The organism is Janthinobacterium sp. GW822-FHT07H11 (genome assembly GCF_058798615.1).
Map to the genome: position 1 here is coordinate 5,118,509 of NZ_CM179507.1, position 24,238 is coordinate 5,142,746.

A 24,238-nucleotide genomic window follows, 5' to 3' on the forward strand; every position below is an offset into this window, starting at 1 on the left:
GTCGATTGCCTGCCTGGGTAAGCTAGCGTACAGAGCCGCAAGCAAACGGCGTCTATGCTGTTGTTCAGGACTACATTAAGGGGAAACCATCATGACGAGTTATACCAGCGAACAACTGGCCGGCATTGCAGGCAAGATCAAGAATGTGAAGTTTGGCATGTTTACCACCAGCGACGACACGCGCACGCTGACCAGCCGGCCCCTGACCCAGCAGCAAATCGACGAGCAGGGCCAGATGTGGTTTTTTGTTTCCGACGAAGCCGCCTACACGCGCGACCTGTTGAACAACCCGCAAGTCAATGTCAGCTTTGCCGACACGGGCGACAGCCTGTATGTCTCTGTCTGCGGCCATGCGGAATTGCTGAAGGACCGCGCCAAGGCGGAGGAACTGTGGAGTCCGCTGGTCAAGGCCTGGTTCCCCGGCGGCCTCGATGATCCCAAGCTGTCGCTGATCAAGGTAACGATACAGTCGGCCGAATACTGGGATAGCAGCGCCAGCAAGATGATGCAGTTCTTTGAAATGGCCAAGGCCGCGCTCACGGGCGATACGCCCAAGGACATGGGCGAACACGGCCGTATCGACCTGTAAGGGAAGCGCATAATTTTACCCGGGTTTTATTGACATTTATTTTTACCCGGGTTAAATTGCCGAGATCCATCCACCAGGAGACCAGACATGCAAGCAGATACCGGGCTCACCGCGTTCGCCGGCAAACGCAAAATCGCCACCGGCTCGCTGCACGCGCTGGCGCACGCCTTGAAGACCCTCGTCACGCGCGAACCGGAAGCGCAGATCCTGGTCTTCGACGATGCCACGGGCAGCCAGGTGGACTTGAACCTGCACGGCAGCCTGGAAGACGTGTTGCGGCGCCTGCCCCGGCCACGCAGCGCAGCGCCCGCGCCGCCAGACGAGGCACCGCTTGCCGTGCCGCGCACGGCGGGTCGTCCCCGGCTGGGCGTGGTGGCACGCGAAATCACCTTGCTGCCCCGTCACTGGGAATGGCTGGCCAGCCAGCCGGGCGGCGCCTCGGTGGCGCTGAGGAAACTGGTTGAACACGCGCAGCGCGACAACAAGGCGGCCGACGAGCAGCGCCAGGCGCGGGAAGCCGCGTATCGATTCATGAATGCCCTCGCAGGCGACGAGCCGGGTTTCGAGGAAGCCAGCCGCGCCCTGTTCGCGGGCCAGCGCGCGCCCTTCCTGTCATGCGTGCGCGACTGGCCAGCCGACGTGCGCGAACACGTCTTGCAGCTGGCACAACGAGGATGGCACGACAGTTGAAGCGGGCCGGTCAGACTCCCGTGCTGCCCGTCGTATCGGGGGCATCATCGGCGCTCTGGCGGCTCTGGCCAGCGGTGCCGGACTGGTGGTGATGCGGCAGGCGATCGGCGCGCCGTACCTCGCCGATGGAAAACAGATCGTCGCCGATATCGAGTCCCTGCTCGCTATCGACCAGCACAAAGCTTTCGGCCGCCTCGGCCGAACTTTGCTTGCTGCCCGCCGTGGAAGGCGAGCCGCCCTGGCTGTTGCCAGGCTGTGGCGTGTTGGAATTGCCCATCATGTTCTCCCGAATGGTTGACTGCTCATTGACTGCTTGCGGCCGACGCTTGCCGGCCGTCGCAGCCATTTCATCATAGTCCATGCCTGCTGCATGGCATCAAAATTTTGCATTTTCCCGTCAACGAAGGCCATCCAGACGCGGCTACTGGCCAGCGGAAATGCGCCACTCCCGCCGGCCAGACTATCAAGCTGATATCACCAGGTCTGCCAAGCCTGCTTCACCGGCCATGTTCACCGCACCGGCTATGGGCCAGGCTATGGGCTATTTGTTGCGCGAGCCCGAACCGGAACCCGAACCGGAGCCACCGCCCTGCTTGTTGTCGCTGGCATTGTCGCGCGATGTGCTGGAACTGGCGGCGCTTTGCCGGTTCGCATCGTTTTTATGGCTTTGGCTGCCTGCACGGCGCGCTTCTTCCGACGTGAACTCGTGAGCCGTGCCTTTTTCATGGGCGGCCCGGCCCCCTTCGCTGGCGATTTCACGCTGCTGGGCAGGATCCATGGAAGCAAAGCCCCGTTTGCTCGTATCGCTTTGCTTGCTGCTGCCGCTGCCGCTGCCGCTGCCCTTGCTACCTTGACTACCTTGACTACCTTGCTGTTTGTTGTCACTCGATGTGGCCATGATGATCTCCTTGATCGATAATCGGAAAACAAAGCAAACCATGCAATCCATCCCCCTCGCATGGCAAGGGAGACGTCATCTTAGTGCGTGCATGGGCAGCAAGAAATAGGAGGATGGCAAGCGCGCGTGTAGGATGAGTCCCGCCCTTGGTGGCGCGGTTACACCTCATTTGATACTGAAAGTATCTACCCCTGGCGCCTCAGCCGGGCACGCGGAAAATCGACGCATCGGCCGTCACGAACACCGTCTCGCCAGCGGCCGCCCGCACGGCGTGGCCCCCCGTAAACGCGCCAAACGCAGGCAGGATGGCGCGTGCCTGGCCCAGCAGGAAACACGGCAGGCGCAAGCCGCCGCGCGCCGCGCGCAGCCGGAACACGGGATGCACGTGGCCGGCCAGCACGTAGGCGGTGGCGGCCGTGTCGGAGTGATGGCAAAAGGCAAAGGCGCCCACCGTATGCGGCTCGTCCACCATGGCGATGCGCAGCGCGCAAGCGGGGTCGCCCGCATGCGCGTCGTGGTTGCCGCGCACCAGCGTCAGGCGCAGGCGCGGGTGGCGCGCGCGCCATGCCAGCATGGCCGCCAGGGTCGCGGGCGCATGCGCGGCCCTGGCATGCAAAAAGTCGCCGAGGAAGACGATTTCGTCGCAGGCGTGGTCATCCAGCAAGGCGTCGAGCGCCGCGAGGTTTTGCGTCGTCGTACCGCGCGGCACCGGTACGCCCAGCGCGCGGAACGCCGCCGCCTTGCCGAAATGGATATCGGCCACGATCAGCATCTTGCGCGCCGGCCAGTACACGGCTTTTTGCGCCAGCAGCCACACCAGCTCGCCCGCCAGCTCCACCGCGCAATGCGCGTGCCCGCTCATGCGGCCGCCTTTTCCAGCGCACTGACCAGCCGCGCCACGCGGTCCGACAGCTTTTCCGTCGTCAGCTGTTCGCGGAAGCGCTCGACCATCAGGCCGAAGGCCAATGGCGAGGCGCGCTCCAGTGGCTGCAGGGAAATATTGCGTTCATGCAGCTCGCGCAGGGTGGCGCGCAAACGCGTCAGTTCCAGTTCCTGCTCCAGCACTTCGCGCTGCGCCTGCGTGAGCAGCAAATTGGCCGCGTCGTGCTTGCGGAACACCTCGAAAAACAGCGAAGACGAGGCCTGCAGCTGGCGCGCGCTTTTCGGCTGGCCCGGATAGCCCTGGAAGACGAGGCCGGCGATGCGGGCGATCTCGCGGAAGCGCCGCTGCGACAGTTCCGTCGCGTTCAGGCTGGCCAGCACGTCTTCCAGCAAATTATCCGTGCTGAACAGGGCCAACCCCGCGCCCGTCGCAGAGCCGAACAGCGGCGCAAACGCGAGATCGTCCGCGCCCAGCAATTCAAAGCCGTAATCGTTGACGGCGATCGACAAGGTGGCCGGCTGCACGCGCGCGATGCGGTAGGCCAGCAGGGACGCCAGGCCCAGGTGCACGGCGCGGCCCGCGAACGGATACACGAACAGGTGCCGGCCTTCGCGGCTGGACAAGGTTTCCACCAACAGGCTGGTGCGCGTGGGCAGGCTGGACCATTTCTGCTGGATGGCCAGCAGGGGCGCCAGCGCGCGCATTTCCGGCCCGCTGGCACGGCCCTCCTGCGCCAGCTGCAGCTGGTCCAGCACGGCGTGCGCCAGTTCCGACGACAGCGGCATCTTGCCGCCCTGCCAGCGCGGCACGGCGCCGCGGCTGCCTGTGGCGCGCCGTACATAGGCCGTCATCTCGTGCACGCGCACGAATTCCAGGATGCGCCCGCCAAACAGAAAATGGTCGCCCTGCTTCAGGCGCGCGATGAACGATTCCTCGATGCTGCCGATGCGTCCCCCGCCGAGGAACTTGACCTGGATCGCCGCTTCCGAGACGATGGTGCCGATGCTCATGCGGTGGCGCCGCGCCAGCGCCGCGTCCGGCACGCGGTAGATGCCGGCATCATCGGGCAGCACTCTGCGGTATTCCGGGTACACGGTGAGGCTTTGCCCGCCGCGCGCGACGAAATCGAGCGCCCATTGCCACTCGTCCGCTGTCAGCTGGCGGTAGGACCAGGCGGCGCGCACTTCCGCGTACAGGGCCGGCGAGTCGAATCCGCCGCCCAGGGCGATCGTCACCAGGTGCTGCACCAGCACGTCGAGCGGCTTGTCCGGCACGGGGCGCGCTTCCAGGTGGCCCTGCGCCAGGGCGGCGCGGGCGGCGGCCGCTTCCAGCAATTCCAGGCTGTTGGTGGGCACCAGGGTGACGCGCGAAATGCGCCCCGGCGCGTGGCCGCTGCGCCCGGCCCGCTGCACCAGGCGCGCAATGCCTTTCGCGCTGCCCACCTGCAGCACGCGTTCGACGGGCAGGAAATCGACGCCCAGGTCCAGGCTGGACGTGCACACGACGGCTTTCAGCTCGCCCGTCTTCAGGTGCTGCTCGACCCACTCGCGCACTTCGCGGTCCAGCGAACCGTGGTGCAGGGCGATCAGGCCCGCCCAGTCTGGCCGCGCATCGAGCAGGTGCTGGTACCACAGCTCGGCCTGCGAGCGCGTATTGGTAAATACCAGGGTGGTGGCGCTGCCCTCGATCTCGGCGATCAAGGGCTGCAGCATCTGGATGCCCAAATGCCCGCCCCAGGGAAAGCGCGTCGGGTTGACGGGGATCAAACTGTCGACGAGGATGCGCTTCTTGATTTTACCTTCGACCAGCACGCCATCGTTTTGTTCTCCCAGCAAGACGTCCTGCGCCTGCCGCAAGTTGCCCAGGGTGGCCGACAGGCCCCACGTCATCAAGCTTCCATTCCAGCGGCGCAAACGGGCCAGCGCCAGCTGCACCTGCACGCCGCGCTTGCTGCCCATCAATTCGTGCCACTCGTCGACGATCACCGTTTCCAGCAAGGCGAAGCGTGCCTGCGCATCCGCCTGGCTCAGCATCAGGGACAGGCTTTCCGGCGTCGTGACGAGCACCTCGGGCCAGGACTTCGCCTGCCGCGCCCGCTGCGCGGCGCTCGTATCGCCCGTGCGCGCCTCGATGCGCCAGCCGGGCGCCAGCGTTTCGCCGGATGCCTGCAGCGCGCGCACCGTATCGGCCGCCAGCGCCCGCATCGGCGTGATCCACAGCACGCGCAAGCCCTGCTTGCGGCTCTTGCGGGCCAGGCGCTCGGCGCGCAGCAAGGCGCCGAACCAGACGGCATAGGTCTTGCCGGAGCCCGTGCTCGCATGCAGCAGGCCCGATTGTCCCTGTGCAGCGCTGCGCCAGACGGCGCGCTGGAAGGGAAAGACCGTCCAGCCGCGCGCCGCAAACCACGCATCGATGCGCTGCGCCAGCGCGCTTTTGCTCATCGCCTGCTCATGCGGCGCCCGCCAGCATGGCCTTCAGGGTGGCCAGGGTGTCGGCCTCGGCGACGGCCTTGTCTGCGCGGCGGCGCAGGATGCGGGGAAAGCGCACGGCGACGCCCGCCTTGTGGCGGCCGGAGGCGGCGATGCCTTCGAAGCCGATCTCGAACACCATCGTCGGCTTGACGCTGCGCACGGGGCCGAATTTTTCTATCGTCGTCTTGCGGATGGCCGCGTCGACCTGGGCGATCTCCGCATCCGTCAAGCCCGAATACGCCTTGGCGAACGGCACCAGCTTACGCTCCCCCTGCTCGCCCTCCTCCACTTCATCCCAGACGGCAAAGGTGTAGTCCGTGTACAGCGACGCGCGCCGGCCATGGCCCGCCTGGGCGTAGATCAGCACGGCATCGATGGCATACGGATCGATCTTCCATTTCCACCAGGTGCCCACATCCTTGGTGCGGCCCACGCCATACGCGGCCGACACGGCCTTCAGCATCAAGCCTTCCACGCCGCGCCCGCGCGATTCCTCGCGGATGGCCGCCAGCGCATCCCAACTCTCGGCGGCGACGCACGGCGACAGGCGCAGCGCGGGCGCATCCACCGCGGCGACGACGCTTTCCAGCAGGGCGCGGCGCTCGTGCTGCGGCAGGTGGCGCACGTCCACGCCTTCGCATTCGAGCACGTCGTAGGCCACCAGCACGGCGGGCAGCTCGGCCAGCAGCTTCGGCGAGACCGTCTTGCGGCCCATGCGTTTTTGCAAATCGGCAAATGGCGCCGGCACGTCGCCCGGCTGCCAGACGAGGATTTCGCCATCGAGCACGGTGCCTTCCGGCAAGGCCAGCTGCGCCAGCTCGGGAAAGCGCTCCGTGATGAGTTCCTCGCCGCGCGACCACAGCCAGTTCACGCCGTCGCGGCGCAGCAGCTGGGCGCGCATGCCGTCGTATTTCCACTCGACCAGCCAGGCGCCGACCTCGCCCAAGGTGTCCGGCGCCGCCTGCAAGGGGTGCGCCAGGAAGAAGGGGTAAGGCTGGCCGCCGCGCAGCGCCTGTTCGCCATCGGACGGCGCGGCGATCAGTTTCAAGAAGCCCGCCCCCGTGGGGCTGAGCTTGCCATCGGTCCAGCCCATCAGGCGCTGGGCGATCAGCTTGCCGTCGACGGCGGCGATCGATGCCAGCGCGCGCGTCACCAGCAGTTTCGACACGCCCACGCGAAAGCCGCCGCCGATCAGCTTGATCAGCAGGAAGCGTTCGCGCGTTTCCAGCTCGTCCCAGTAGGCCAGCAAGGCCGTCCGGATGGCGTCCGGCGCCGCGCCGCGCAACGGCGCAATGCGCTGCTCGACCCACTCGGCCAGGCCGATGTCGCTGCGCTTGCCCGGCGCGGGCAGGATCAGGGCGATGGTTTCGGCCAGGTCGCCCACGGCGTGATAGGCCTCGTCGAACAGCCAGGCATCGAGGCCCGCCCGTTCCGTCGCATATTCGCGCAGCAATCTGGTGGGCACGGCCTGGCGCGGCTTGCCACCGGCCAGGAAATACACGGCCCAGGCCGCATCGTGCGGCCGGGCACGCTGGAAATACGCCTGCAGGGCCGCCAGCTTGCGGCTGGTGGACGTGGTGTCGTCGAGTTCCGCGTACAGCCGGGCAAAGTCACGCATGCGCAACGTCCTCCGGCGGCGCGGGCACGCTGTCTGGCATCTCGTCATCGCCATATTCCGTCTCGAAGCCGCCCGCCTGCCAGCCGTTCTGCCGCAGCCAGCGCACCATTACGGGGATGGCGCCGTGCGTGACGATGATGCGTTCGGCCTGCGTGGCCGTGATCGCCTGCATCAGGCCCGGCCAGTCGGCATGGTCGGACAGCACGAAACCCCGGTCCACGCCGCGCCGCCGGCGCGCGCCGCGCAGCAGCATCCAGCCGCTGGCAAACGCATCGCTGTAGTCGCCGAAGCGCTTCATCCACGGCGAGCCGGCGGCCGACGGGGGCGCGATCACCATGGCCGTCTTCAGCGCCGCCTTGTCGCCCACCGCGTCCACCATGACGGTGGCGGGCAAGGCCACGCCGGACTCGCGGTAGACCTGCGTCAATGCCTGCGCCGCGCCATGGCAGATAATGGGGCCAATGCTGGCGTCCAGGCCCGCCAGGATACGCTGCGCCTTGCCGAAGGCATAGCAGAACAGCACGCTGGTGCGCCCCGCAGCCGCATTGCCGCGCCACCACTGGTTGATGTCATCAACAATATCCTGCGGCGCCTGCCAGCGGTAGATGGGCAGGCCGAAGGTCGACTCCGTGATGAAGGTGTCGCAGCGCACGGGGTCGAACGGTGCGCAGGTGGGATCGGGCTGCAGCTTGTAGTCGCCCGACGCCACCCATACTTGCCCGCCGTGCGCCATGCGCACCTGGGCCGAACCGAGCACGTGGCCGGCCGGATGCAGCGACACTTGCACGCCGTGGTGTTCGACGGTGTCGCCATACGCAAGGCCCTGGATGGAAACGGCGCCCAGGCGCGCGCGCAGCACCTGCACGCCGGGCGCGGCGCACAGGTAATGGCGATGGCCGACTCTCGCATGGTCGGCATGCGCATGCGTGATGACGGCCCGCTCGACGGGACGCCACGGATCGATATAAAAATCGCCAGGCACGCAATACAGGCCTTCCTTGCGCACCACCACCATGTCCGCCATGCCCTCTCCTACGTCAAATCAAAACTGTCTTGGAATGGGCTGATTCTAGCGCTCTTGCGTTCGATCACTGTTCGACAGCACACACTGCCTTCATGCCGGTGCGACAAACTCGGCCATGAAAGTGCGCGTGGTGTTTTCCGCAAAGGCGATGGTGACCTGGTCGCCCGCCACCGACAGCACGGTGCCGATATCGAAACGCGGCACGCGCACGCGGCTGCCGACGGCAATCAGGGGCGCCGATGGCTCGGCCGGCGGCGCTGGCACGCTGGCATCGTCGAGGAGGATGGGCGTCGCCAACGCCGGCGGCGACTGGCAATTGTCGCAGGTGCAGCAGCGCTCGAAGTCCCCCGCATCGCCGAAATACTCGAGCAGCAGCTTCCAGCGGCAAAAACCGCTTTGCGCATACGCCACCATCTGCTCGAGCGCCTGCCTGTCGCGCTCCTGCTTGTCGACATAGATCTGCGCCAGTTGCGCATACGTGGGCGAGCTGGCCGAGGGCGCTTTCAGGCTGTAGCCGAGCTTTCGGTCCTGGCGCAGCAGCTTGCCGTCTTTCAACAACTTCAGGCACACCTTCAGGTGGCTGTCGGAAAACTCGGGCAGGCTGGACGCCAGCGCAGCGAATGCAAACGTGGCCGGCAGCTCTTGCGCCGCCGCAATGATCGCAGCCAGTTCGTCGGCCGTGGGGTAATGCTTGGCAAGAAAGAATTGCTGCACCCGCTTGTCCTCCTGGAAGTAAAGCAAGGTGCAGTCGGCGGGCAAGCCGTCGCGTCCCGCCCTGCCCGATTCCTGGTAGTACGCTTCCAGGTTGGCCGGCACCTGCAGGTGGATGACGAAGCGCGTGTCGGGCTTGTCGATACCCATGCCGAAGGCATTCGTGGCCACCATCACGCGCCGCGCGCCGCCCATGAACAGGTCCTGGTTATGCTGGCGTTCGCGCGCCGCCAGCCTGCCGTGGTAGCAGGTGACGCTCTCGCCCAGGTCCTGCAGCCGTGCCGTCAGTTCTTCGACGGCCTTGACGGTGGCCGCGTAGACGATGCCCACGCCGGCCGTTTCGCGCAACAGGCGCAGGACGGTGTCCTGTTTCTCTGCCGCATTGGTCACCTGGATCACGCGGTAGCGCAGGTTGGCGCGATAAATGCCCGTGTTGACAACATGCAACTTGGGCGCGGCCAGCTGGGCGCCGATGTCGGCGATCACTTCACCGGTGGCCGTGGCCGTCAGTGCCAGCACGGGCGGACGCCCCAGTGCGCGCAGCGCGGCGGCGATTTCCAGGTAGGCGGGCCGGAAGTCGTGGCCCCAGTGGGAAATGCAATGGGCTTCGTCGATGACCACCAGCGAGGGCGGCGCGGCGGCCAGCAGGGCCAGGAATTCGCCGGTCGCCAGCCGTTCCGGCGTGCAAAAAATGATGAGCTTGTCGCCGCGCGCGATGCTGGCGATGGCCTCGTCTTCTTCGCCGCGCGACAGGCTGCTGTTGAGCTGCACGGCCGTCACGCCCAGCTGCGCGAGCTTTTCCAGCTGGTCCTTCATCAGCGAGATCAGCGGCGACACCACCACGGTGGCGCCCGGCAAGAGCGCGGCGGGAATCTGGTAGCACAGCGACTTGCCGCTGCCGGTGGGCATGATGGCCAGGGTATCGCGCCCGGCCAGCACGCTATCGATGACTTCCTGCTGGCCAGTGCGCAGCCGTTCGATGCCAAAGACGGTGCGCAGCAGGCGCTGGATTTTCCTGCCCTGCTGCTTGGCCGACCCGGTCTTGTCGTTGTCCTGCCTGTTCGCGTCGCTCGTTGCCATCGTGCTCATCCCCCGAATGCCGGCGCCCATGCGCCGCCGTGACGCTACTGTATGGTCGGGCCTGGCGGCACGCCATAGGACGGGCACCAGCGCCGGTGTAGGAATTCAAGAAGCGAACAGGATGGCCCACAAGATCATCAGTATGCCGGCCAGCGACACGCACCACGCGAGGGTGCGCACGACGGGAATGCCGAACGCATACAGCGGCAGGTAGATGACGCGGGCAGCCAGGTACAGGGCCGCGCCGTACAGCGTAAGCGCGCTTTCCTGCGCCGTGACGTGGGCGATCAGCACGGCGGCGGCAAACAGGGGCAGGGTCTCCAGCAGGTTGGCCTGGGCCCGCTGCAGCCGGCCCGTGACCTTGCCCACGGGCGGCCCCGCAGCATCGCGCGCGCCCACATTGTAGGCGGCGCCCGTTTCCCGCGTGCGCCACAGCGCTGGCAGCAGGATCTGCACCAGCGCCAGCACCAGGGTACAGCCAAGTATCGTCAGTTCAGGGCTCATGCCATTGCTCCTTGCGGTCACGGGCAGGCCGCTGGCCGCCGCCTGCCCGTGTCAGGGTTGATCGAGTGCCGCTTGCAATTCCATCAGGTCATACGGTTTGCGCAGGACGCTGGCGGAGAAGCCCAGCTCATCCATCGATTCCTTGCCATAGCCGGTGGAAAAGATGATGCGCGTGCCAGGCTTGTCGCGCAACACCATGCGCGCCAGCGCGATGCCCGACATGCCAGGCAGGCTGACATCGGTAAACAGGATATCGAAATCTTGCTCATTAAGCAATTTCCACGCAGCCTCGCCATCCGACACGCCACTGACCGTATGGCCAAGCATGCCTACCAGCTCGCACACCATCAGCTGCGAATCGAGATTGTCTTCCACCACGAGAATTTTCATCGATGTCGGCAGGTCGCCCTGCGGTTCCGGTGCATGACCCGTCAAATCGAGGCCCGGCGTGCCGGCCCCCAGCGCGCCGGTCGCCGTGCTGCCGGCCAGCTCGAACTGGCGCGCGCGCATCTGCTGCTGGCGGTTGGCCAGGATGTGGCGCAGCTTGCGTGCCAGTTCTTCGCGCCGGTACGGTTTGCTGAGCAATTCCACGCCCGTATCGAGCCGGCCCTCGTGCACGATGATGTCTTGCGCATAACCGGACGTAAACAGCACGGCGATATCGGGCTGCAGCTCGCGCGCCTGGCGCGCCATTTCCGTGCTGCTCACGGGGCCGGGCATGATCACGTCCGTAAACAGCAGGTCGATCTGCGCGCCGCTATGCAGCACGGCCAGCGCGCTTTCGCCATCCTCGGCCTTGAGCACCGTGTAGCCCAGCGCGCCCAGCATGTCGACCACGGTGGTGCGCACGCCCACGTCATCTTCCACCACCAGCACGGTTTCCGTGCCGCCCGTGACGACGCCGCTCAATTCCAGCTCTTCGTCCGCTTCAGCCATCAGGGAGCGGGGCAAATAGATTTTGACTCCCGTTCCCAGTCCCGGTTCACTGTAGATGCGGATATGGCCGCGGCTTTGCGTGACGAAACCGTAGGCCATCGACAGGCCCAGGCCCGTGCCCGCCCCTTCGGGCTTGGTGGTGAAGAACGGCTCGAACGCGCGCTGCAGCACGGGGCCGCTCATGCCGTGGCCCGTGTCGGTCACCGACAGCATCACGTACTGGCCGGCCGGCACGTCGACCAGGTTGTGCACATATTGTTCATCGAGCACGACATTGCCCAGCTCGATGGTCAGCTTGCCCGCGCCATCCATGGCGTCGCGCGCGTTGATGGCCAGGTTGAGGATCACGTTTTCAATCTGGCTGCGGTCGACCAGGGTATTCCACAGGCCGCCGCCGCCGACCAGCACGATCTCGACGGCTTCGCCCAGCGCGCGCCGCAACAGCGCATCCATGTTGCGCACCACGCGCGAAAGATCCGCCACCACGGGCTTGAGCGGCTGGCGGCGGGCAAAGGCCAGCAGGTGCGACGACAGCTTGGCCCCGCGCTCGACGGCGGCGATGGCCGTGTCGAGCCGCTGGCGCATCAGGCCATCCGTACCCGCCAGCTGGTGCAGCAGGTGCAAATTGCCGGAAATAATTTGCAACACATTATTGAAGTCATGCGCAATGCCACCCGTCAACTGGCCCACGGCTTCCATCTTTTGCGCCTGGCGCAAGGCGTCTTCGGCCTTGGTGCGCTCGCCCACTTCCTGTTCGACCCGGTGTTCAAGCGTTTCGTTCAATTCGTGCAGCGCTTTTTCGACGCGGCGCCGGTCCGTGATATCCGTCTTGACGGCGATCAAGGAACGCGTGTGTCCCTGTTCATCCACCAGGCGGCTGACATTGCTCGATACCCACACTTGCGTGCCATCGGGCTTCAGGTAGCGTTTTTCCAGGCTGAACGATTCCCCCGTTTCCACCAGGCGCCGGAACAGCACGTTGTTGCCGGCCACGTCATCGGGATGCAGGATGTCGTTCATGTTCAAACTCAGCAATTCTTCGGCCGAGCGCCCCAGCATCGTGCACAGCGCGCCATTGACGCGCTGGAAACTGCCGTCGAGGCCCAGCTCCGACAGGCCCACGGAGGCCTGGCCGAAAATGGCCGCCATGCGTTCCTGGCTGGCGTTGAGCTCGTCCTCGATCAGGCGCCGCTCCGTCACGTCGAACGACACGCCCACATAGCGGCGCTGCCCCGGCATCCTGCCGTCGACCACCTCGCCCTGGCGCGCGATCCAGCGCACGGCGCCGTCGAGCGGGCGGCGGATCCGGTACTCCACGTATTCGAGCGGATTCTGCGCCGCATGCAGGCGGCTCGGCCCCACTTTCGCCAGGTCGCGCGCGTCGACCAGGCTCACCAGCAATTGCTGCGTGACCTCGGTGTCCTCGGCTATGCCCCACAGGCGGCGGAAGGTGGGCGAGACCAGCATCGCGCCCGTCTCGGGGAACCACTCGAAGGTGCCGATGCCGCCCGCCTGCTGCGCCAGGCGCAGGCGCTCCTCGCCTTCCATGCGCTGCGTCACGTCGATGCCCTCGACCAGGATGCCGCTGACCACCCCGTCGTCATCCTTGATGGGCTGGTAGACGAAATCGACCTGGCGCTGGTCCGTGCCGCCCTCGCCCATCCGCAAGTCCACCGTCAACTGGCGCCCCTCGAAGGCCACGCCGGTGCGGTACACCTGGTCGAGCAGGTCGATGAAACCCTGTTCCCGCACTTCCGGCAAGGCAATCTCGACGGGCTTGCCGATCAGGTCGCGGTGCCCCACCAGGCGCAGATAGTGCTCGTTGGCCAGCTCAAACACGTGCCGCGGCCCGCGCAGCACGGCCATGAAGCTGGGCGCCTGCTGGAACAATGCGCGCAGCAAGGCGCGCTCTTCGCCCAGGCGCCGGTTGGCTTCGCGCACCGCCTCGCCCTCGGCCTGCAGCGTGACATTCAATTCGCCCAGCGCGGCCGTGGCCAGCTTCAGCTGGCGCCCCTCTTCCATGCGCGCCGTCAATTCCAGTGCCGTGCACAGCACGCCGTCCACCCGGCCATCCTCGCCATGCACGGGCGTGTAGAACAGGTCGAAGACGACGTCCACCGGCACGCCGCCGCGCAGCAGCGGCAAGGCGCACTCGCGGTGCACCTGCGTCTCGCCGCGCAGGCCCGCGTCCAGGATGCGCGCATTCCAGTCCCAGATCTCGGGCCAGATGGCCGGCACCGTGCCGCCCAGCGCCGCCGGATGGCGCGCGCCGGCGATCTTGATGTATTCATCGTTATAGATCATCACGTGCTGCGGCCCCCACATCAGCACCATCGCCATCGGCGAATTGAGCACGATATCAACACTGGTGCGCAAGTTGGCGGGCCAGCCGGCCAGCGGCCCCAGGCTGGTGGCGGACCAGTCGAACCGGCGCACCAGTTCGCCCGTGACGCCGCCGCCGCGCGGCAGATACGGCAGCACGACATCGTGCAGGGCGGCGCTCATGGGGCCGCCACTTCAGGCTGCACGCATACCTGGCAGTGGCGGGGAATGCGCACCGTGATCAGGGTGCCCTGCGTCGGCGTGGAACTGAGCGCGACGGTGCCGCCATGCGCCTTGACGAACATGTTGACGGTGTACAAGCCCAGCCCCAGGCCCTGTCCCGTCTTGCGTTTCTCGCCCGCCTGCCGGAACGGTTCGAACAGAGTCGGCAGCAAGGCCGGGTCGATCGCGCCGCGATTGCTGACGCGCAATTCGATACTGTCGGCGGCATGCCCGTCGAGCGCCAGCTGCACGGGGGCGCCCGGCTCGCCGTGCGTGATCGCATTGCATAACAGATTGGAAATGACTTGCGACAGCAAGCCTCCGTCGCACTGACCGTGCAGCTCGCCGATGCAGCTCACCTCGATGGGAGCGGCGTGGGCCGGGGTGTCGAATTCATCGACGATGGCCCGCGCCAGCGCCTGGTAATCGTGCATGCTGCTGCGCAACTCCATGGTACCCGAGCGTATCCGCGCCAGGTCCAGCAGCTGGTCGACCATGCGCGCCATGCGCCGGGCGCTGCTCTCGATGCGCTGGGCCGTGACCACCACTTTCGGGTGGTCGCTCATCATCGGCAACAGCATGGCGCCATTCATGACCACCGACAGCGGCGTGCGCAGGTCGTGGCCCAGCACGGCCGTAAACAGCTCGTTCAGGTGCAAGGCATGCTTGAGTTCATCGAGCTGGGCCGACAGTTCGCGTTTCTGCCGGTACAGCTGGACCAGCACCTGCACCTTACTTTGCAAGGCCTTGGCGTCGATGGGCTTGTACAGGAAATCGACGGCGCCAGCCTCGTAGCCACGGAAGCTGTAGCTGGGCTCGCGCGACGCGGCCGTCAGGAAGATCAGGGGGATGGTGCGCGTGCGTTCGCTGCCGCGTATCAGCTCGGCCAGCTCGAAGCCATCCATCTGCGGCATCTGCACGTCGATCAGGGCCAGCGCCACCTCATGCGTGAGCAGCAGTTCCAGCGCCTCGGCGCCCGAGGCGGCCTTGAGGATGACAATGCCGGGACGCGCCAGCACGGCTTCGGCGGCGACCAGGTTTTGCGCGATGTCGTCAACGACAAGAATATGGATAGGAGCAGTCACGGATCAGTCTTCAGGCATCGCCATGGCGGCATGCCGGCATGTTGCGATATTAAAAATTAGTATTATTTCTGTGTTCACATCAGTGGTCATATATTACACGCACTCCCCCTCCCCATCCATTTGTCCGTTCAGTCACCGAGCTGCGCCAGGCTGGCCGCCATCTGCGGCAAGTCCAGCACGCGCTCGGCGCCCGCCCGCTGCAGCGCGGCCGCCGGCATGATGCCATATGCGGCCCGCGCCGGGTCCTGCACCCAGGCGCCGCCGCCCAGCTGGCGCACGCGCGCCAGGCCCGCCGCGCCGTCGGCCGACGCCCCCGTCAGGATAATGGCCAGCATGGCGCCCCGGTAGGCGTGCGCCGCCGTTTCCAGCATGATATCGATCGATGGCCGCGAAAAATGCACGGGCGCATCAAGCGACAGGGAAAAGCAGCCGTCCGGCTCGACTTGCAGGTGGTAATCGGGCGGCGCGAAGTAAACGATGCCGCCCTGCACCGGTTCCTTGTCCTGCGCTTCCTTCAGCGGCAACTGGCAGCGGTCGGCATACAGCTGCGGCAGCCGGCTGGAACGGCCCGGCGCCAGGTGCAGCACCACCACCACGGCCGCGCGGCATGTGCGCGGCAAGGCGCCCAGCACGATGCCCAGCGCCTCCACGCCGCCGGCCGAGGCGCCGATGGCGATCAGGCGCAGGCCCGCGGGCGGTGGCGCCACGTCGGTGATGGGCAGGCTGTGCGGCATGGGCCGGGTCAGGCACGCTGGTAGATTTTTTCAGCCGGGCACAATTCGCGGAAATTGCCCGCGTGGCGGCTGAAATGCAGGCTTTCCTTCATGCCCAGGCCCAGGAAGCCCCGGTTCACCAGCGCTTCGTGGAACAGGCCCAGCGCCCGGTCCTGCAAATCCTTGTTAAAGTAAATCATGACATTGCGACAGGAAACCATGTGCACCTCCGAAAACACGCTGTCCGTCGCCAGGCTGTGGTCGGCGAACACGAACTGGCGCCGCAGGCGGCGGTCGAAGATGGCGCCCTTGTAGGCGGCCGTGTAATAGTCGGACAGCGAGCGCTTGCCGCCCGCCAGTTGGTAATTCTCGCTGAACTGGGCGATGCGGTCGATCGCGTAAATACCGGCCTCGGCAGCGGCAAGCGCCTCGACGTTGATATCGGTCGCGTAAATCATGCTGCGCTCCAGCAAGCCCTCTTCTTCCAGCAGGATGGCCAGCGACCACACTTCCTCGCCACTGCTGCAGCCCGCCACCCAGATCTTGATCGACGGATAGGTATGCAGCACGGGCACGACCTTTTCGCGCAAGGCGCGGAAATACGCGGGATCGCGGAACATCTCGCTCACCTGCACCGTAAAAAATTGCAGCATCTGCGCAAACACGCCCGGTTCATGCAGTATGCGGTCCTGCAGCTGCGACAGGCTGGCGCAGCCGAAGCGCTCCATGGCCTGGCGCATGCGCCGGCGCAGCGAGGCCACGGAATAGTCGCGGAAATCGTGCTGGTATCGCAGCAATATCCCCTCAAGCAATAATTTCAGCTCAATATCAAAAATATCATCGTCTAGCAATTTACATCCATCCTGGTTGGCCCATGCCCGCTCGCAGCCCGCGGCGCCACGCCAACGTGGGGGCGAGCAGGAATGCTAGCAGATCGTCACGCATTTTCCCCCATCAAAAGCGCGAGTTAAGTTCGCTGGCGTACACTGCGCCCTATTTTTATGCATCCACGCCCTTCATGCCTTCGGCCGTATACCGCTGGCCCGCCGCCGCGCCCGGCGGAAATGCCGCGTCGATGGCGGCCAGCTCGGCCGCGTCGAGGCGCAGCGCCAGCGCCCCCAGGTTGTCGTGCAGGTAGGCAATGCGCTTGGTGCCGGGGATGGCGATGATGTCGTCCCCCTGCGCCAGCAGCCAGGCCAGCGCCAGCTGGGCCGGCGTGCAACCCTTGTCGCGCGCCAGTCGCCGCACCCGCGCCGCCAGGTCCAGGTTGCGCGCCAGGTTGTCGGCCGCGAAACGGGGGTTGAACTGGCGGAAATCCCCCGCGTCGAGACTGGCGGCATCCGCAATGGTGCCCGTCAGGAAGCCCCGGCCCAGCGGGCTGTAGGCAAAGAAACTCGCGCCCACCTCGCGGCAGGCGGCCAGCACGCCCTGTTCCGGCTCGCGCGTCCACAGCGAGTACTCGCTCTGCACGGCAGCCACCGGGTGGATGGCGGCCGCGCGCCGCAAGGTGGCCGCGCTCACTTCGCACAGGCCCACGGCGCGGATCTTGCCTTCCTGTACCAGCCGCGCCAGCGCCCCCATCGAGTCGGCCAAAGGCGTGTCCAGGTTCAGCCGGTGCAGATAGAACAGGTCGATGGTATCGACGCCCAGCCGCGCCAGCGACGCCTCGCACGCCTGGCGGATGTAGGCCGAAGAGTTGTCGACGCGGCGCGCATAGCTGCCCGCCTCGCGCGCCAGGCCGCACTTGGTGGCGACCAGGGCCTGGCCGCGATGGCCTTGTAAAAATCGCCCCAGCAATTGCTCGTTGTGGCCGAAGCCGTAGGCGTCGGCCGTGTCGAACAGGGTCACGCCCGCCGCCAGGGCCGCTTCCAGGGTGGCCAAGGATTGCGCCTCGTCGGTGGCGCCATAGAATTCCGACATGCCCATGCAGCCCAGGCCCAGCGCCGAGCTGCTCAAGCCGCTATGGCCGATGCGTCGTTGTTGCAGTTGCATGTTGATCTCCCTCAAGTGTCAATGCCGCCAGTCTGCGCCGCGCCGGCTGGCAAGGGAATGCGCGATTTCGTGATACCTTTCTGGTATGAGAGCCCTCGATACCCACGCCTTGCACCTGTTTTGCGCCGTCGCCCGCTGCCTGAACTTCCGCCAGGCGGCCGAGCAGCTGCACATGACGCAGCCGCCCCTGTCGCGCGCCATCCGGCTGCTGGAAGACAGGCTGGGCGCGCGATTGTTCGAGCGCGACACGCAGGGCGTGGCCCTGACGCAGGCGGGGCGCACCCTGCTGCCGCAGGCGCTGCACATCCTGAGCCTGCTTGATACGGCGCAAGCGTCGCTGCGGCAAGACAGCGCCCCGGCGCGCCTGCGCCTGGGGCTGACCAGTTCCGTGGAAGCGGGCCTGTTCCGGCCCCTGCTGGCGGCGCTGGAGGCGCAGTCGAAGCAGATGCGCGTGGAATTGACGGCCGCGCCCTCGCCGCGCCTGGTCGCCGCCGTGCGCAAGGGCCAGCTCGACGCGGCCCTGCTTGCGCTACCCAGCGCCACGTTCGAGCTGGCCGTGCAGCCGCTGGCGCGCCAGCCCATGATGCTGGCGCTGCCCGCCGCTCACCGCCTGGCCCGCAAGCGCAAGCTGGGCCTGGCCGATATCGCTGCAGAACCGATCTACTGGTTCGAGCGCGCGCGCCAGCCCGCGTTCTTCGACCATTGCCAGGCCATCTTCCGGCGCCACGGCTTCGCGCCCGCCCTGCTGCGCGAGCCGCCGGACCACCATGTGCTGCTCAGCGACGTGGCCGCCGGCAAGGGCATGGCCCTGCTGGCCGACTCGTTCCGCGCGCTGCGCCTCGACGGCGTGGCCTACCGGCCCCTGGTGGAAGGCGAAGAGCTGGCGGCCGGCATCGGCCTGGCCTGGCGCGAAGCGCACGACCATGCCGCGCTGCCCCTGCTGCGCCGGCTGGCGGTGGAACATCTGACAAGGTGAAGGCCGCGCACGCGCGCGCCAGACGCGCTACCATGGCGGCTTTCCCATTTGGACCACCACGACCATGACGTTTACCCTCAGCGACGCCGCCTACGGCACCGACACCCCCGCCGCCAAGCAGGCGATGTATGCGGACCTGCGCTCGCAACTGCAAGGATTGCTGTCGGGCGAGAGCGATTTCATCGCCAATACGGCCAACTTCAGTTCGCTCGTCTTCCACACCATGCCGGGCCTGAACTGGGCCGGCTTTTATTTCCTCAAGGGCGAGGAACTGGTGCTGGGGCCGTTCCAGGGCAAGCCGGCCTGCATCCGCATCAAAAAAGGGCGCGGCGTGTGCGGCACCACGGTGGTCGAAGGCAAGTCCATCGTCGTGCAGGACGTGCATGCGTTTCCCGGCCACATCGCCTGCGACGTCAACTCGCGCTCGGAACTGGTGGTGCCCGTCTTTGCGAACGGCCAGATCATCGGCGTGTTCGACCTCGACAGCCCCTTGACCGGCCGCTTCGACGAGGTCGATGCGCAAGGCGTCGAATCGCTGGTGCGCGTGCTGCAAGCGGCTATCGTCGCAGCGTAATCAGTTGCCGGACTTGACGGCGATGAATTCGCCCTTGCCGACCGTCGCCAGGCACGCCGTGTAGCGGCTGTCGGCACGGATGGCGTCAAGGAATGGCGCCATGTCGGCGTAGTGCGAACTGGCGTTGTCGACCACCAGCACGCCGCCGGCCGCCAGCGCGCGGTCCAGCTGCGGCCACCATTGTTCGTATTGCTGGCGCGCGGAATCGAGGAAGATGAAATCGTAGGCGCCGTCCGCCGCATCGCGCAGCACGTCGCCCGCGTCCGCCAGCAGCTGGCCGATCACGCCCTGCAATTGCGCGCGCGCAAAATTGGCATGCGCCATGTCGAACTTGTCCCGGGCCTTTTCCACCGTCACCACGCTGCCGCCCAGCGCCTGCGCCGCGCGCGCCAGCCACAGGGTGGAATAACCGTTCGAGGTGCCGATTTCCAGCACGCGCCGGGCGCCGCGCGCGTGCACGAGCACGGCCAGCAGCTCGCCCGTGTCGCGCGTGATGTTGAGCATGCGGCTGGCGCGTTCCGCGTGCGCCGCATCGTTGCTGCTACCGAAGGCTTCGAGTTCGCTTAAGAGGGTATCGAGGGTATCGATGCTTGGCATGGCGGCTCCTTGTGCAAAGCATCAGCATAGCAAAAAAACTAGGCCGTGGCGCGGCGCAGCGGACGCTTCAGGGTTTGCACCATCAGCACGCCCAGCAGGGTCACGCCGCCGCCGATCACGTCATAGCTGTGCAAAGTTTCACCGAGGAACAGCATGGCGATGATGACGGTGAACACCGGCAACAGATTCATCAATGTCGTGGCGCGGCTGGGGCCCAGCTTGGCCAGGCCGTGCATCCACAAAAACGGCGCGATGATGGAGGCCGGGATGCCGGCAAACAGCACCAGCGGCAAGCCGGCGCCCGTGACGGGCGGCGCCGACTGGCTCAGGTAGTACACGCACAGCACGGGCACGGCGCACCAGACCTGGATCAGCAGGGAGTGCCAGTTATTCAGGGGAATCTTCCAGCGCTTGAGCAGCACGCCATAACCCGCATACGACAGGCAGGCCAGCAGCATCAGGGCGTCACCCACGGCCGCGCCATGGGCGAGCAGCGCGGCCGGGTCGCCATGGCTGAGCAGGTAGCCGAGGCCCAGCAAGGACACGATGCCGCCGAACACGCCGCCCACGGTAGGCGCCTCTTTCAACACCAGCACGGACAGGCCCACGGCCAGCAGCGGCATCATCGACGCCAAAATGCCCATGTTGGTGGCCGTCGTCGTTTGCGCGGCGATATAGGCGAGGCACTGGTACATGACCATGCCCAACATGCCCAACACAAACAGTTTCCCCAGATACGGTTTCACCACGGCCCGCTGTTTCCACACGGGACGGGCAAACACGAGCGCCAGCAACACGCCGGCCAGCAGCCAGCGGTAGAACGAGATGGCGGCCGGGTCGATCACGCCCACGGCCATCTTGCTGACGATGGTGTTGATGGCCCAGATCAGCACGGCGATCACGGGAAACAGATAATGCTTGGCTTTCATGCAACAGCTCCAGTATTCAATGACAGCCATTTTCGCATGGTCCGATTCCATGGATATAATGCATACCGGACAAACGATGACGATATCGAGACAAGATGGCCACCAACCTGCATTTCCCCGCCGTTTCCGACACCCTGCCCTACCCCGTGTACTTCCGCCTCGACGATTACCACGCGCACCAGCAATTCGCGTACCAGAGCCACCCCTGGGGCCAGCTGACCTATTGCTCCACAGGCGTGATGGAAATCATGGTGGCCGGCCAGCGCTACCTGTCGCCACCCCAGTATGCCGTATGGATACCGCCCGAGACCTTGCATGACGGCTACATCCGCCAGGACGTGGTGTTTCACTCGGCCTACATCGACGCCAGCCTGTGTGCGCAGCTGCCGGCGCAGCCGTGCGCGCTGGTGCTCAGCCCCCTGCTGAAAGCCATCCTCGGCGACTTCGCGGAAAGAAAGGTCACCACGCCCACGACCGAGGCCGACCAGCGCCTGGCGCAAGTGCTGGTCGACCAGCTGCAGCTGGCGCCGTGCAGCAGCAACTACCTGCCCGGCAGCGACGAGCCCGTCATCGCGGCGCTGCTGTCCGCGCTGCAGGCGGAGCCGGGAAGTAACCGCTCACTGGCGGAGTGGGCCGCGCAACTGCACCTCACCGAGCGCACCTTGGCACGGCGCTGCCAGCGCGAGCTGGGCATGCCGTTCGGCGAATGGCGCCAGCGCCAGCGCTTCCTCGCCGCCCTGCCTCTGCTGGAGCGGGGCGAGACGGTGCAGGAAATCGCCTTGACGCTCGGCTATAGCACGGCCTCGGCCTTCATTGCCATGTTTCGCCGGCAAAGCGGGGAAACGCCGGACCAGTTGCGCCGCGGCATGCGCTGAAAAACGTGGCCGCACCGCGCTGATTTGCACGACGAAAATGCTAAAATAAAAACATCTTTCCTACGAGAAAAAGGATGCGTGCATGAAGCCTAGCACCGAGGCGGCCGGCGACAGCGGCCGCCGCCAGGACTTGCCGGAGCCGCCAGGGAGCGCCGCCAAGGCCCCTGCTCCCGCCCCCCTCCGGCTGGACCAGGCGGAGGCTCCGGGCCTGCTGGGCAAGCTGCGCACCCTGGTGCAGCGCAAGACACGCTTCGCGCCGCAAGACATCACGGCACTTGCCGAGGAGGAACTGCTACAGGATTTTTCGCTGCAGGCGAACTACGCGCTCGAAGCGCGCAGCGAGAGCCGCCCCATCAACGGCTATTTCAGCGCCTCCGGCGACGATTGCCAGTGCGACGCCCAGGCAGTGCGAGCGCTCGCTGACGCGCAGGGCAAGGAACGCCTGCGCCGCGCCGCGGCCAGGCTGGACGGCGCCCTGCGCCAGGCGGGCCAGGCCTACGATGGCATCGAGGCCGGTCCCTACCTGCCGCATGCCGTCAAGTACTGGCACCTCGATACCTGTCGCCCCTGCCATGGCAAGGGCCGCATCGGCTGCGGCACCTGCCACGGCTCGGCCAGGGAAACCTGCTGGAATTGCCATGGCGGCCGCACTGTCAGCTGCGGCGCCTATGGCTGCCACGGCAGCGGCAAGGTGGCGTGTACCTGCTGCAACGGCAGCGGCACGGTCGCGGAACAGCTCACCGACTACGTGACGGTGCAAGTGCCCACTACCACTTATGAGAACGGCAGCCCGCATACCCGCTACCACAGCGAAAGCCGTATGCAATACCGCACCGTGCATCGCAATTGCCACCATTGCAGCTTTGGCAAGGTCACGTGCAACAGCTGCCATGGGTCGGGCAACGTCCATTGCGGCACCTGTGGCGCCAGCGGCAACATCACTTGCCGCACATGCACCGGCCTGGGCGACCTGCGCTGCCAGCCCTGCGACGGCTCGGGCAAGGTGGGCGAGGCGGCCTGGCTCGACGTGCACGTGGCGCCACGCTACAGCCTCAGCCTGCCCAAGCAGGCGCCGGACGACGCGCGCCGCATCCGCGACAAGGAAGGCGTGCACTCACTGGCCGCCATCGCCAGCAGCCTTGCATTGGCACAGGTGAGCATTTACGACAGCGACCATCCGCAGGAGGTCGATGCCCTGTATGCGGGCAAGCTGCGCATCGCGCGCCTGGACGCCGCCTGCCACGGGGAACGGCACGGCCTGGTGGCTTATGGCACGGACCTGCGCTGGCTGACGCTCGACGATATCGTGGAAAAGCTGCTGCGCGGCGACCTCAAGGCGCTCAGCGACGCGCTGGCCGGCAGCGCCGGCGACGGCCTGTTCTCGGCCCGGCTGCAAGGCCTGCTCATGCCGCTGCGCGACGTGGCGGCATCCGAACTGAATGCGGACGTGATCGAGTCCATCCTCGGCGGCGAAACGCAGCACGCGCACATGGACGTGGTATCGCCCGACTACGCGAACAGTGTGCGCACCTGCGTGCTGGGGGCGCTGCGCCAGGTGTATGCGCGCCTGGCCAAGACCTACTGGTGGAAAAGCGCGCTGGCGGCGCTGGCCATCGCCCTCGCCGCCTGGTTCCTGGCCGGGCGTGGCGCGGCGGCCGTGGCCGGCCTGCTGGCCGCCGGCGCCGGCTACGGGCTGTTCAACCGCAAGGTCGGCAAGGTACTGAGCGCGGCGCTGGGCGGAGGAAAGCAGGCCAGGCGCGCCATCAGCATCGCCGGCAAGGGACGACGCAACCAGCTGGCGCAAGTCCTCATCCTGGCGCCCGCCAGCCTGGCCGTGCTGGCCGCCAGCTATGGCTTGCCCGCGCGCATGCGCCCGCCCGCCACGCAGCCGCTGGCGGCCATGGCCTCGGCCCCCGTGCTGCCGCATGCGCCGGCCGCGGCGCCGCAAGACGCCAGTGCGCCGCAAGCCGTGGTCCTGTATGAAAATGGCGACAAGCCGCAGGCGCTGGCCATGCTGGAAAGCCTGGTGCGCGATGGCGACGCCAGCGCCTATGGCCTGTATGGCTGGATGCAGCTGATGGGCGAAGGCAAGCCCGGCCCCGCCGCCGCGACGGCGCAGCAGCGGCAGGCGCGCCAGGTGACGGCCAAGCCGTGGATCACCAAGGCCCTGGCCAGGGGCGACAGCTACGCGCTGGCGGCGAAAGGCGTGATGCTGGCCGAAGGCTGGCAAGAGCAGCGCAACATGCCGCGCGCGCTCGACTTCCTGAGGCAGGCGGCGCAAAAGGGCAATGCGCAAGCCATGCACCTGCTGGGGCTATACCATGTGCGCGGCCAGCACACGCCGCTCAACCACGGCGAGGCGCGCAAGTGGTTTACGCTGGCCGCCGACAAGGGCAGCGCGGGCGACATCTACAATGTGGGCCTGATGGATTGGGAAGGCGCCGGCATCCGCCAGCCCGACCGCGCCAGTGCCATGCGGCGCTGGAAGGTCGCCGCCGGCATGGGCGAGGAGCGCGCCATCCGCGCCGTGGCCCAGGGCCATCCCTGAG

Annotated in this window: 21 protein-coding genes; 6 read left to right on the forward strand and 15 right to left on the reverse strand. The window is 66.6% G+C overall.

Going from position 1 to position 24,238, the window contains the following annotated elements; translation table 11 throughout:
• Positions 1-91: 91 nt before the first annotated feature.
• Complete coding sequence (locus AC3RCJ_RS22545; RefSeq protein ID WP_492960980.1) at positions 92-589, forward strand: pyridoxamine 5'-phosphate oxidase family protein; 498 nt, start codon at positions 92-94, stop codon at positions 587-589.
• A gap of 87 nt (positions 590-676) precedes the next feature.
• A complete protein-coding gene (locus AC3RCJ_RS22550; protein WP_492960982.1) occupies positions 677-1,279 on the forward strand; it encodes a DUF2239 family protein in 603 nt (200 codons plus the stop codon).
• 10 nt (positions 1,280-1,289) lie between these two features.
• Here AC3RCJ_RS22550 and AC3RCJ_RS22555 read toward each other — a convergent pair whose 3' ends face one another.
• The 13 genes from AC3RCJ_RS22555 to AC3RCJ_RS22615 form a co-directional block, all read right to left on the reverse strand.
• The gene (locus AC3RCJ_RS22555) at positions 1,290-1,559 is read right to left on the reverse strand and encodes a hypothetical protein (RefSeq protein WP_492960984.1); all 270 of its coding nucleotides are present in this window, start codon (positions 1,557-1,559) and stop codon (positions 1,290-1,292) included.
• A gap of 261 nt (positions 1,560-1,820) precedes the next feature.
• The gene (locus AC3RCJ_RS22560; RefSeq protein WP_492960986.1) at positions 1,821-2,177 is read right to left on the reverse strand and encodes a KGG domain-containing protein; all 357 of its coding nucleotides are present in this window, start codon (positions 2,175-2,177) and stop codon (positions 1,821-1,823) included.
• A gap of 199 nt (positions 2,178-2,376) precedes the next feature.
• Entirely contained in the window at positions 2,377-3,039 is a 663-nt protein-coding gene (pdeM, locus tag AC3RCJ_RS22565) for a ligase-associated DNA damage response endonuclease PdeM (RefSeq protein ID WP_492960988.1), read from the reverse strand.
• Positions 3,036-5,501 carry a ligase-associated DNA damage response DEXH box helicase gene (locus AC3RCJ_RS22570; protein WP_492960990.1) on the reverse strand — a complete coding sequence of 822 codons (2,466 nt, stop codon included), beginning with the start codon at positions 5,499-5,501 and terminating at the stop codon, positions 3,036-3,038. The genes pdeM and AC3RCJ_RS22570 overlap by 4 nt, the downstream gene beginning before the upstream one ends.
• A 7-nt stretch (positions 5,502-5,508) precedes the next feature.
• Entirely contained in the window at positions 5,509-7,149 is a 1,641-nt protein-coding gene (locus AC3RCJ_RS22575) for an ATP-dependent DNA ligase (RefSeq protein WP_492960991.1), read from the reverse strand.
• Positions 7,142-8,173 carry a ligase-associated DNA damage response exonuclease gene (locus AC3RCJ_RS22580; RefSeq protein WP_492960993.1) on the reverse strand — a complete coding sequence of 344 codons (1,032 nt, stop codon included), beginning with the start codon at positions 8,171-8,173 and terminating at the stop codon, positions 7,142-7,144. Before AC3RCJ_RS22580 ends, AC3RCJ_RS22575 begins: the two co-directional genes overlap by 8 nt.
• Positions 8,174-8,263: 90 nt before the next feature.
• Positions 8,264-9,964 (reverse strand): RecQ family ATP-dependent DNA helicase, encoded by a 1,701-nt coding sequence (locus AC3RCJ_RS22585; protein WP_492960995.1) that lies wholly within the window; start codon positions 9,962-9,964, stop codon positions 8,264-8,266.
• Positions 9,965-10,069: 105 nt separating this feature from the next.
• Positions 10,070-10,468 (reverse strand): MAPEG family protein, encoded by a 399-nt coding sequence (locus AC3RCJ_RS22590; RefSeq protein WP_492960997.1) that lies wholly within the window; start codon positions 10,466-10,468, stop codon positions 10,070-10,072.
• 51 nt (positions 10,469-10,519) lie between these two features.
• The gene (locus tag AC3RCJ_RS22595) at positions 10,520-13,909 is read right to left on the reverse strand and encodes a hybrid sensor histidine kinase/response regulator (protein ID WP_492960999.1); all 3,390 of its coding nucleotides are present in this window, start codon (positions 13,907-13,909) and stop codon (positions 10,520-10,522) included.
• Entirely contained in the window at positions 13,906-15,033 is a 1,128-nt protein-coding gene (locus AC3RCJ_RS22600) for a hybrid sensor histidine kinase/response regulator (RefSeq protein ID WP_492961001.1), read from the reverse strand. The genes AC3RCJ_RS22595 and AC3RCJ_RS22600 overlap by 4 nt, the downstream gene beginning before the upstream one ends.
• A 128-nt stretch (positions 15,034-15,161) precedes the next feature.
• Positions 15,162-15,767 carry a chemotaxis protein CheB gene (locus AC3RCJ_RS22605; protein WP_492961003.1) on the reverse strand — a complete coding sequence of 202 codons (606 nt, stop codon included), beginning with the start codon at positions 15,765-15,767 and terminating at the stop codon, positions 15,162-15,164.
• An 8-nt stretch (positions 15,768-15,775) separates the two neighbouring features.
• Complete coding sequence (locus tag AC3RCJ_RS22610) at positions 15,776-16,597, reverse strand: CheR family methyltransferase (protein WP_492961005.1); 822 nt, start codon at positions 16,595-16,597, stop codon at positions 15,776-15,778.
• A gap of 148 nt (positions 16,598-16,745) precedes the next feature.
• Positions 16,746-17,738: an aldo/keto reductase gene (locus AC3RCJ_RS22615; RefSeq protein WP_492961006.1), complete on the reverse strand. Its 993-nt coding sequence runs from the start codon at positions 17,736-17,738 to the stop codon at positions 16,746-16,748.
• An 85-nt stretch (positions 17,739-17,823) separates the two neighbouring features.
• Here AC3RCJ_RS22615 and AC3RCJ_RS22620 point away from each other — a divergent pair, with 85 nt between their 5' ends.
• Complete coding sequence (locus AC3RCJ_RS22620) at positions 17,824-18,714, forward strand: LysR family transcriptional regulator (protein ID WP_492961008.1); 891 nt, start codon at positions 17,824-17,826, stop codon at positions 18,712-18,714.
• 64 nt (positions 18,715-18,778) lie between these two features.
• On the forward strand, positions 18,779-19,288 hold the full coding sequence (locus AC3RCJ_RS22625; protein ID WP_492961010.1) for a GAF domain-containing protein: 510 nt from the start codon (positions 18,779-18,781) through the stop codon (positions 19,286-19,288).
• Here AC3RCJ_RS22625 and AC3RCJ_RS22630 read toward each other — a convergent pair whose 3' ends face one another.
• On the reverse strand, positions 19,289-19,885 hold the full coding sequence (locus AC3RCJ_RS22630; protein ID WP_492961012.1) for an O-methyltransferase: 597 nt from the start codon (positions 19,883-19,885) through the stop codon (positions 19,289-19,291).
• A 38-nt stretch (positions 19,886-19,923) separates the two neighbouring features.
• Positions 19,924-20,814 carry a DMT family transporter gene (locus AC3RCJ_RS22635; RefSeq protein ID WP_492961014.1) on the reverse strand — a complete coding sequence of 297 codons (891 nt, stop codon included), beginning with the start codon at positions 20,812-20,814 and terminating at the stop codon, positions 19,924-19,926.
• A gap of 95 nt (positions 20,815-20,909) precedes the next feature.
• Here AC3RCJ_RS22635 and AC3RCJ_RS22640 point away from each other — a divergent pair, with 95 nt between their 5' ends.
• Together AC3RCJ_RS22640 and AC3RCJ_RS22645 are read left to right on the forward strand one after the other, a co-directional pair.
• Positions 20,910-21,689, forward strand: a complete 780-nt coding sequence (locus AC3RCJ_RS22640; protein WP_492961016.1) for an AraC family transcriptional regulator — start codon at positions 20,910-20,912, stop codon at positions 21,687-21,689.
• 82 nt (positions 21,690-21,771) lie between these two features.
• On the forward strand, positions 21,772-24,237 hold the full coding sequence (locus AC3RCJ_RS22645) for a tetratricopeptide repeat protein (RefSeq protein WP_492961018.1): 2,466 nt from the start codon (positions 21,772-21,774) through the stop codon (positions 24,235-24,237).
• Position 24,238: the final 1 nt, after the last annotated feature.

Coding starts and splice junctions, on each gene's coding strand:
- AC3RCJ_RS22640 (WP_492961016.1), top strand. CDS start 20,910: ATGGCCACCAACCTGCATTTCCCCGCCGTTTCCGACACCCTGCCCTAC.
- AC3RCJ_RS22555 (WP_492960984.1), bottom strand. CDS start 1,559: ATGATGGGCAATTCCAACACGCCACAGCCTGGCAACAGCCAGGGCGGC.
- AC3RCJ_RS22585 (WP_492960995.1), bottom strand. CDS start 9,964: ATGGCAACGAGCGACGCGAACAGGCAGGACAACGACAAGACCGGGTCG.
- AC3RCJ_RS22590 (WP_492960997.1), bottom strand. CDS start 10,468: ATGAGCCCTGAACTGACGATACTTGGCTGTACCCTGGTGCTGGCGCTG.
- AC3RCJ_RS22580 (WP_492960993.1), bottom strand. CDS start 8,173: ATGGCGGACATGGTGGTGGTGCGCAAGGAAGGCCTGTATTGCGTGCCT.
- AC3RCJ_RS22575 (WP_492960991.1), bottom strand. CDS start 7,149: ATGCGTGACTTTGCCCGGCTGTACGCGGAACTCGACGACACCACGTCC.
- AC3RCJ_RS22620 (WP_492961008.1), top strand. CDS start 17,824: ATGAGAGCCCTCGATACCCACGCCTTGCACCTGTTTTGCGCCGTCGCC.
- AC3RCJ_RS22605 (WP_492961003.1), bottom strand. CDS start 15,767: ATGCCGCACAGCCTGCCCATCACCGACGTGGCGCCACCGCCCGCGGGC.
- AC3RCJ_RS22595 (WP_492960999.1), bottom strand. CDS start 13,909: ATGAGCGCCGCCCTGCACGATGTCGTGCTGCCGTATCTGCCGCGCGGC.
- AC3RCJ_RS22550 (WP_492960982.1), top strand. CDS start 677: ATGCAAGCAGATACCGGGCTCACCGCGTTCGCCGGCAAACGCAAAATC.
- AC3RCJ_RS22560 (WP_492960986.1), bottom strand. CDS start 2,177: ATGGCCACATCGAGTGACAACAAACAGCAAGGTAGTCAAGGTAGTCAA.
- AC3RCJ_RS22570 (WP_492960990.1), bottom strand. CDS start 5,501: ATGAGCAAAAGCGCGCTGGCGCAGCGCATCGATGCGTGGTTTGCGGCG.
- AC3RCJ_RS22615 (WP_492961006.1), bottom strand. CDS start 17,738: ATGCAACTGCAACAACGACGCATCGGCCATAGCGGCTTGAGCAGCTCG.
- AC3RCJ_RS22545 (WP_492960980.1), top strand. CDS start 92: ATGACGAGTTATACCAGCGAACAACTGGCCGGCATTGCAGGCAAGATC.
- AC3RCJ_RS22630 (WP_492961012.1), bottom strand. CDS start 19,885: ATGCCAAGCATCGATACCCTCGATACCCTCTTAAGCGAACTCGAAGCC.
- AC3RCJ_RS22625 (WP_492961010.1), top strand. CDS start 18,779: ATGACGTTTACCCTCAGCGACGCCGCCTACGGCACCGACACCCCCGCC.
- AC3RCJ_RS22645 (WP_492961018.1), top strand. CDS start 21,772: ATGAAGCCTAGCACCGAGGCGGCCGGCGACAGCGGCCGCCGCCAGGAC.
- pdeM (WP_492960988.1), bottom strand. CDS start 3,039: ATGAGCGGGCACGCGCATTGCGCGGTGGAGCTGGCGGGCGAGCTGGTG.
- AC3RCJ_RS22635 (WP_492961014.1), bottom strand. CDS start 20,814: ATGAAAGCCAAGCATTATCTGTTTCCCGTGATCGCCGTGCTGATCTGG.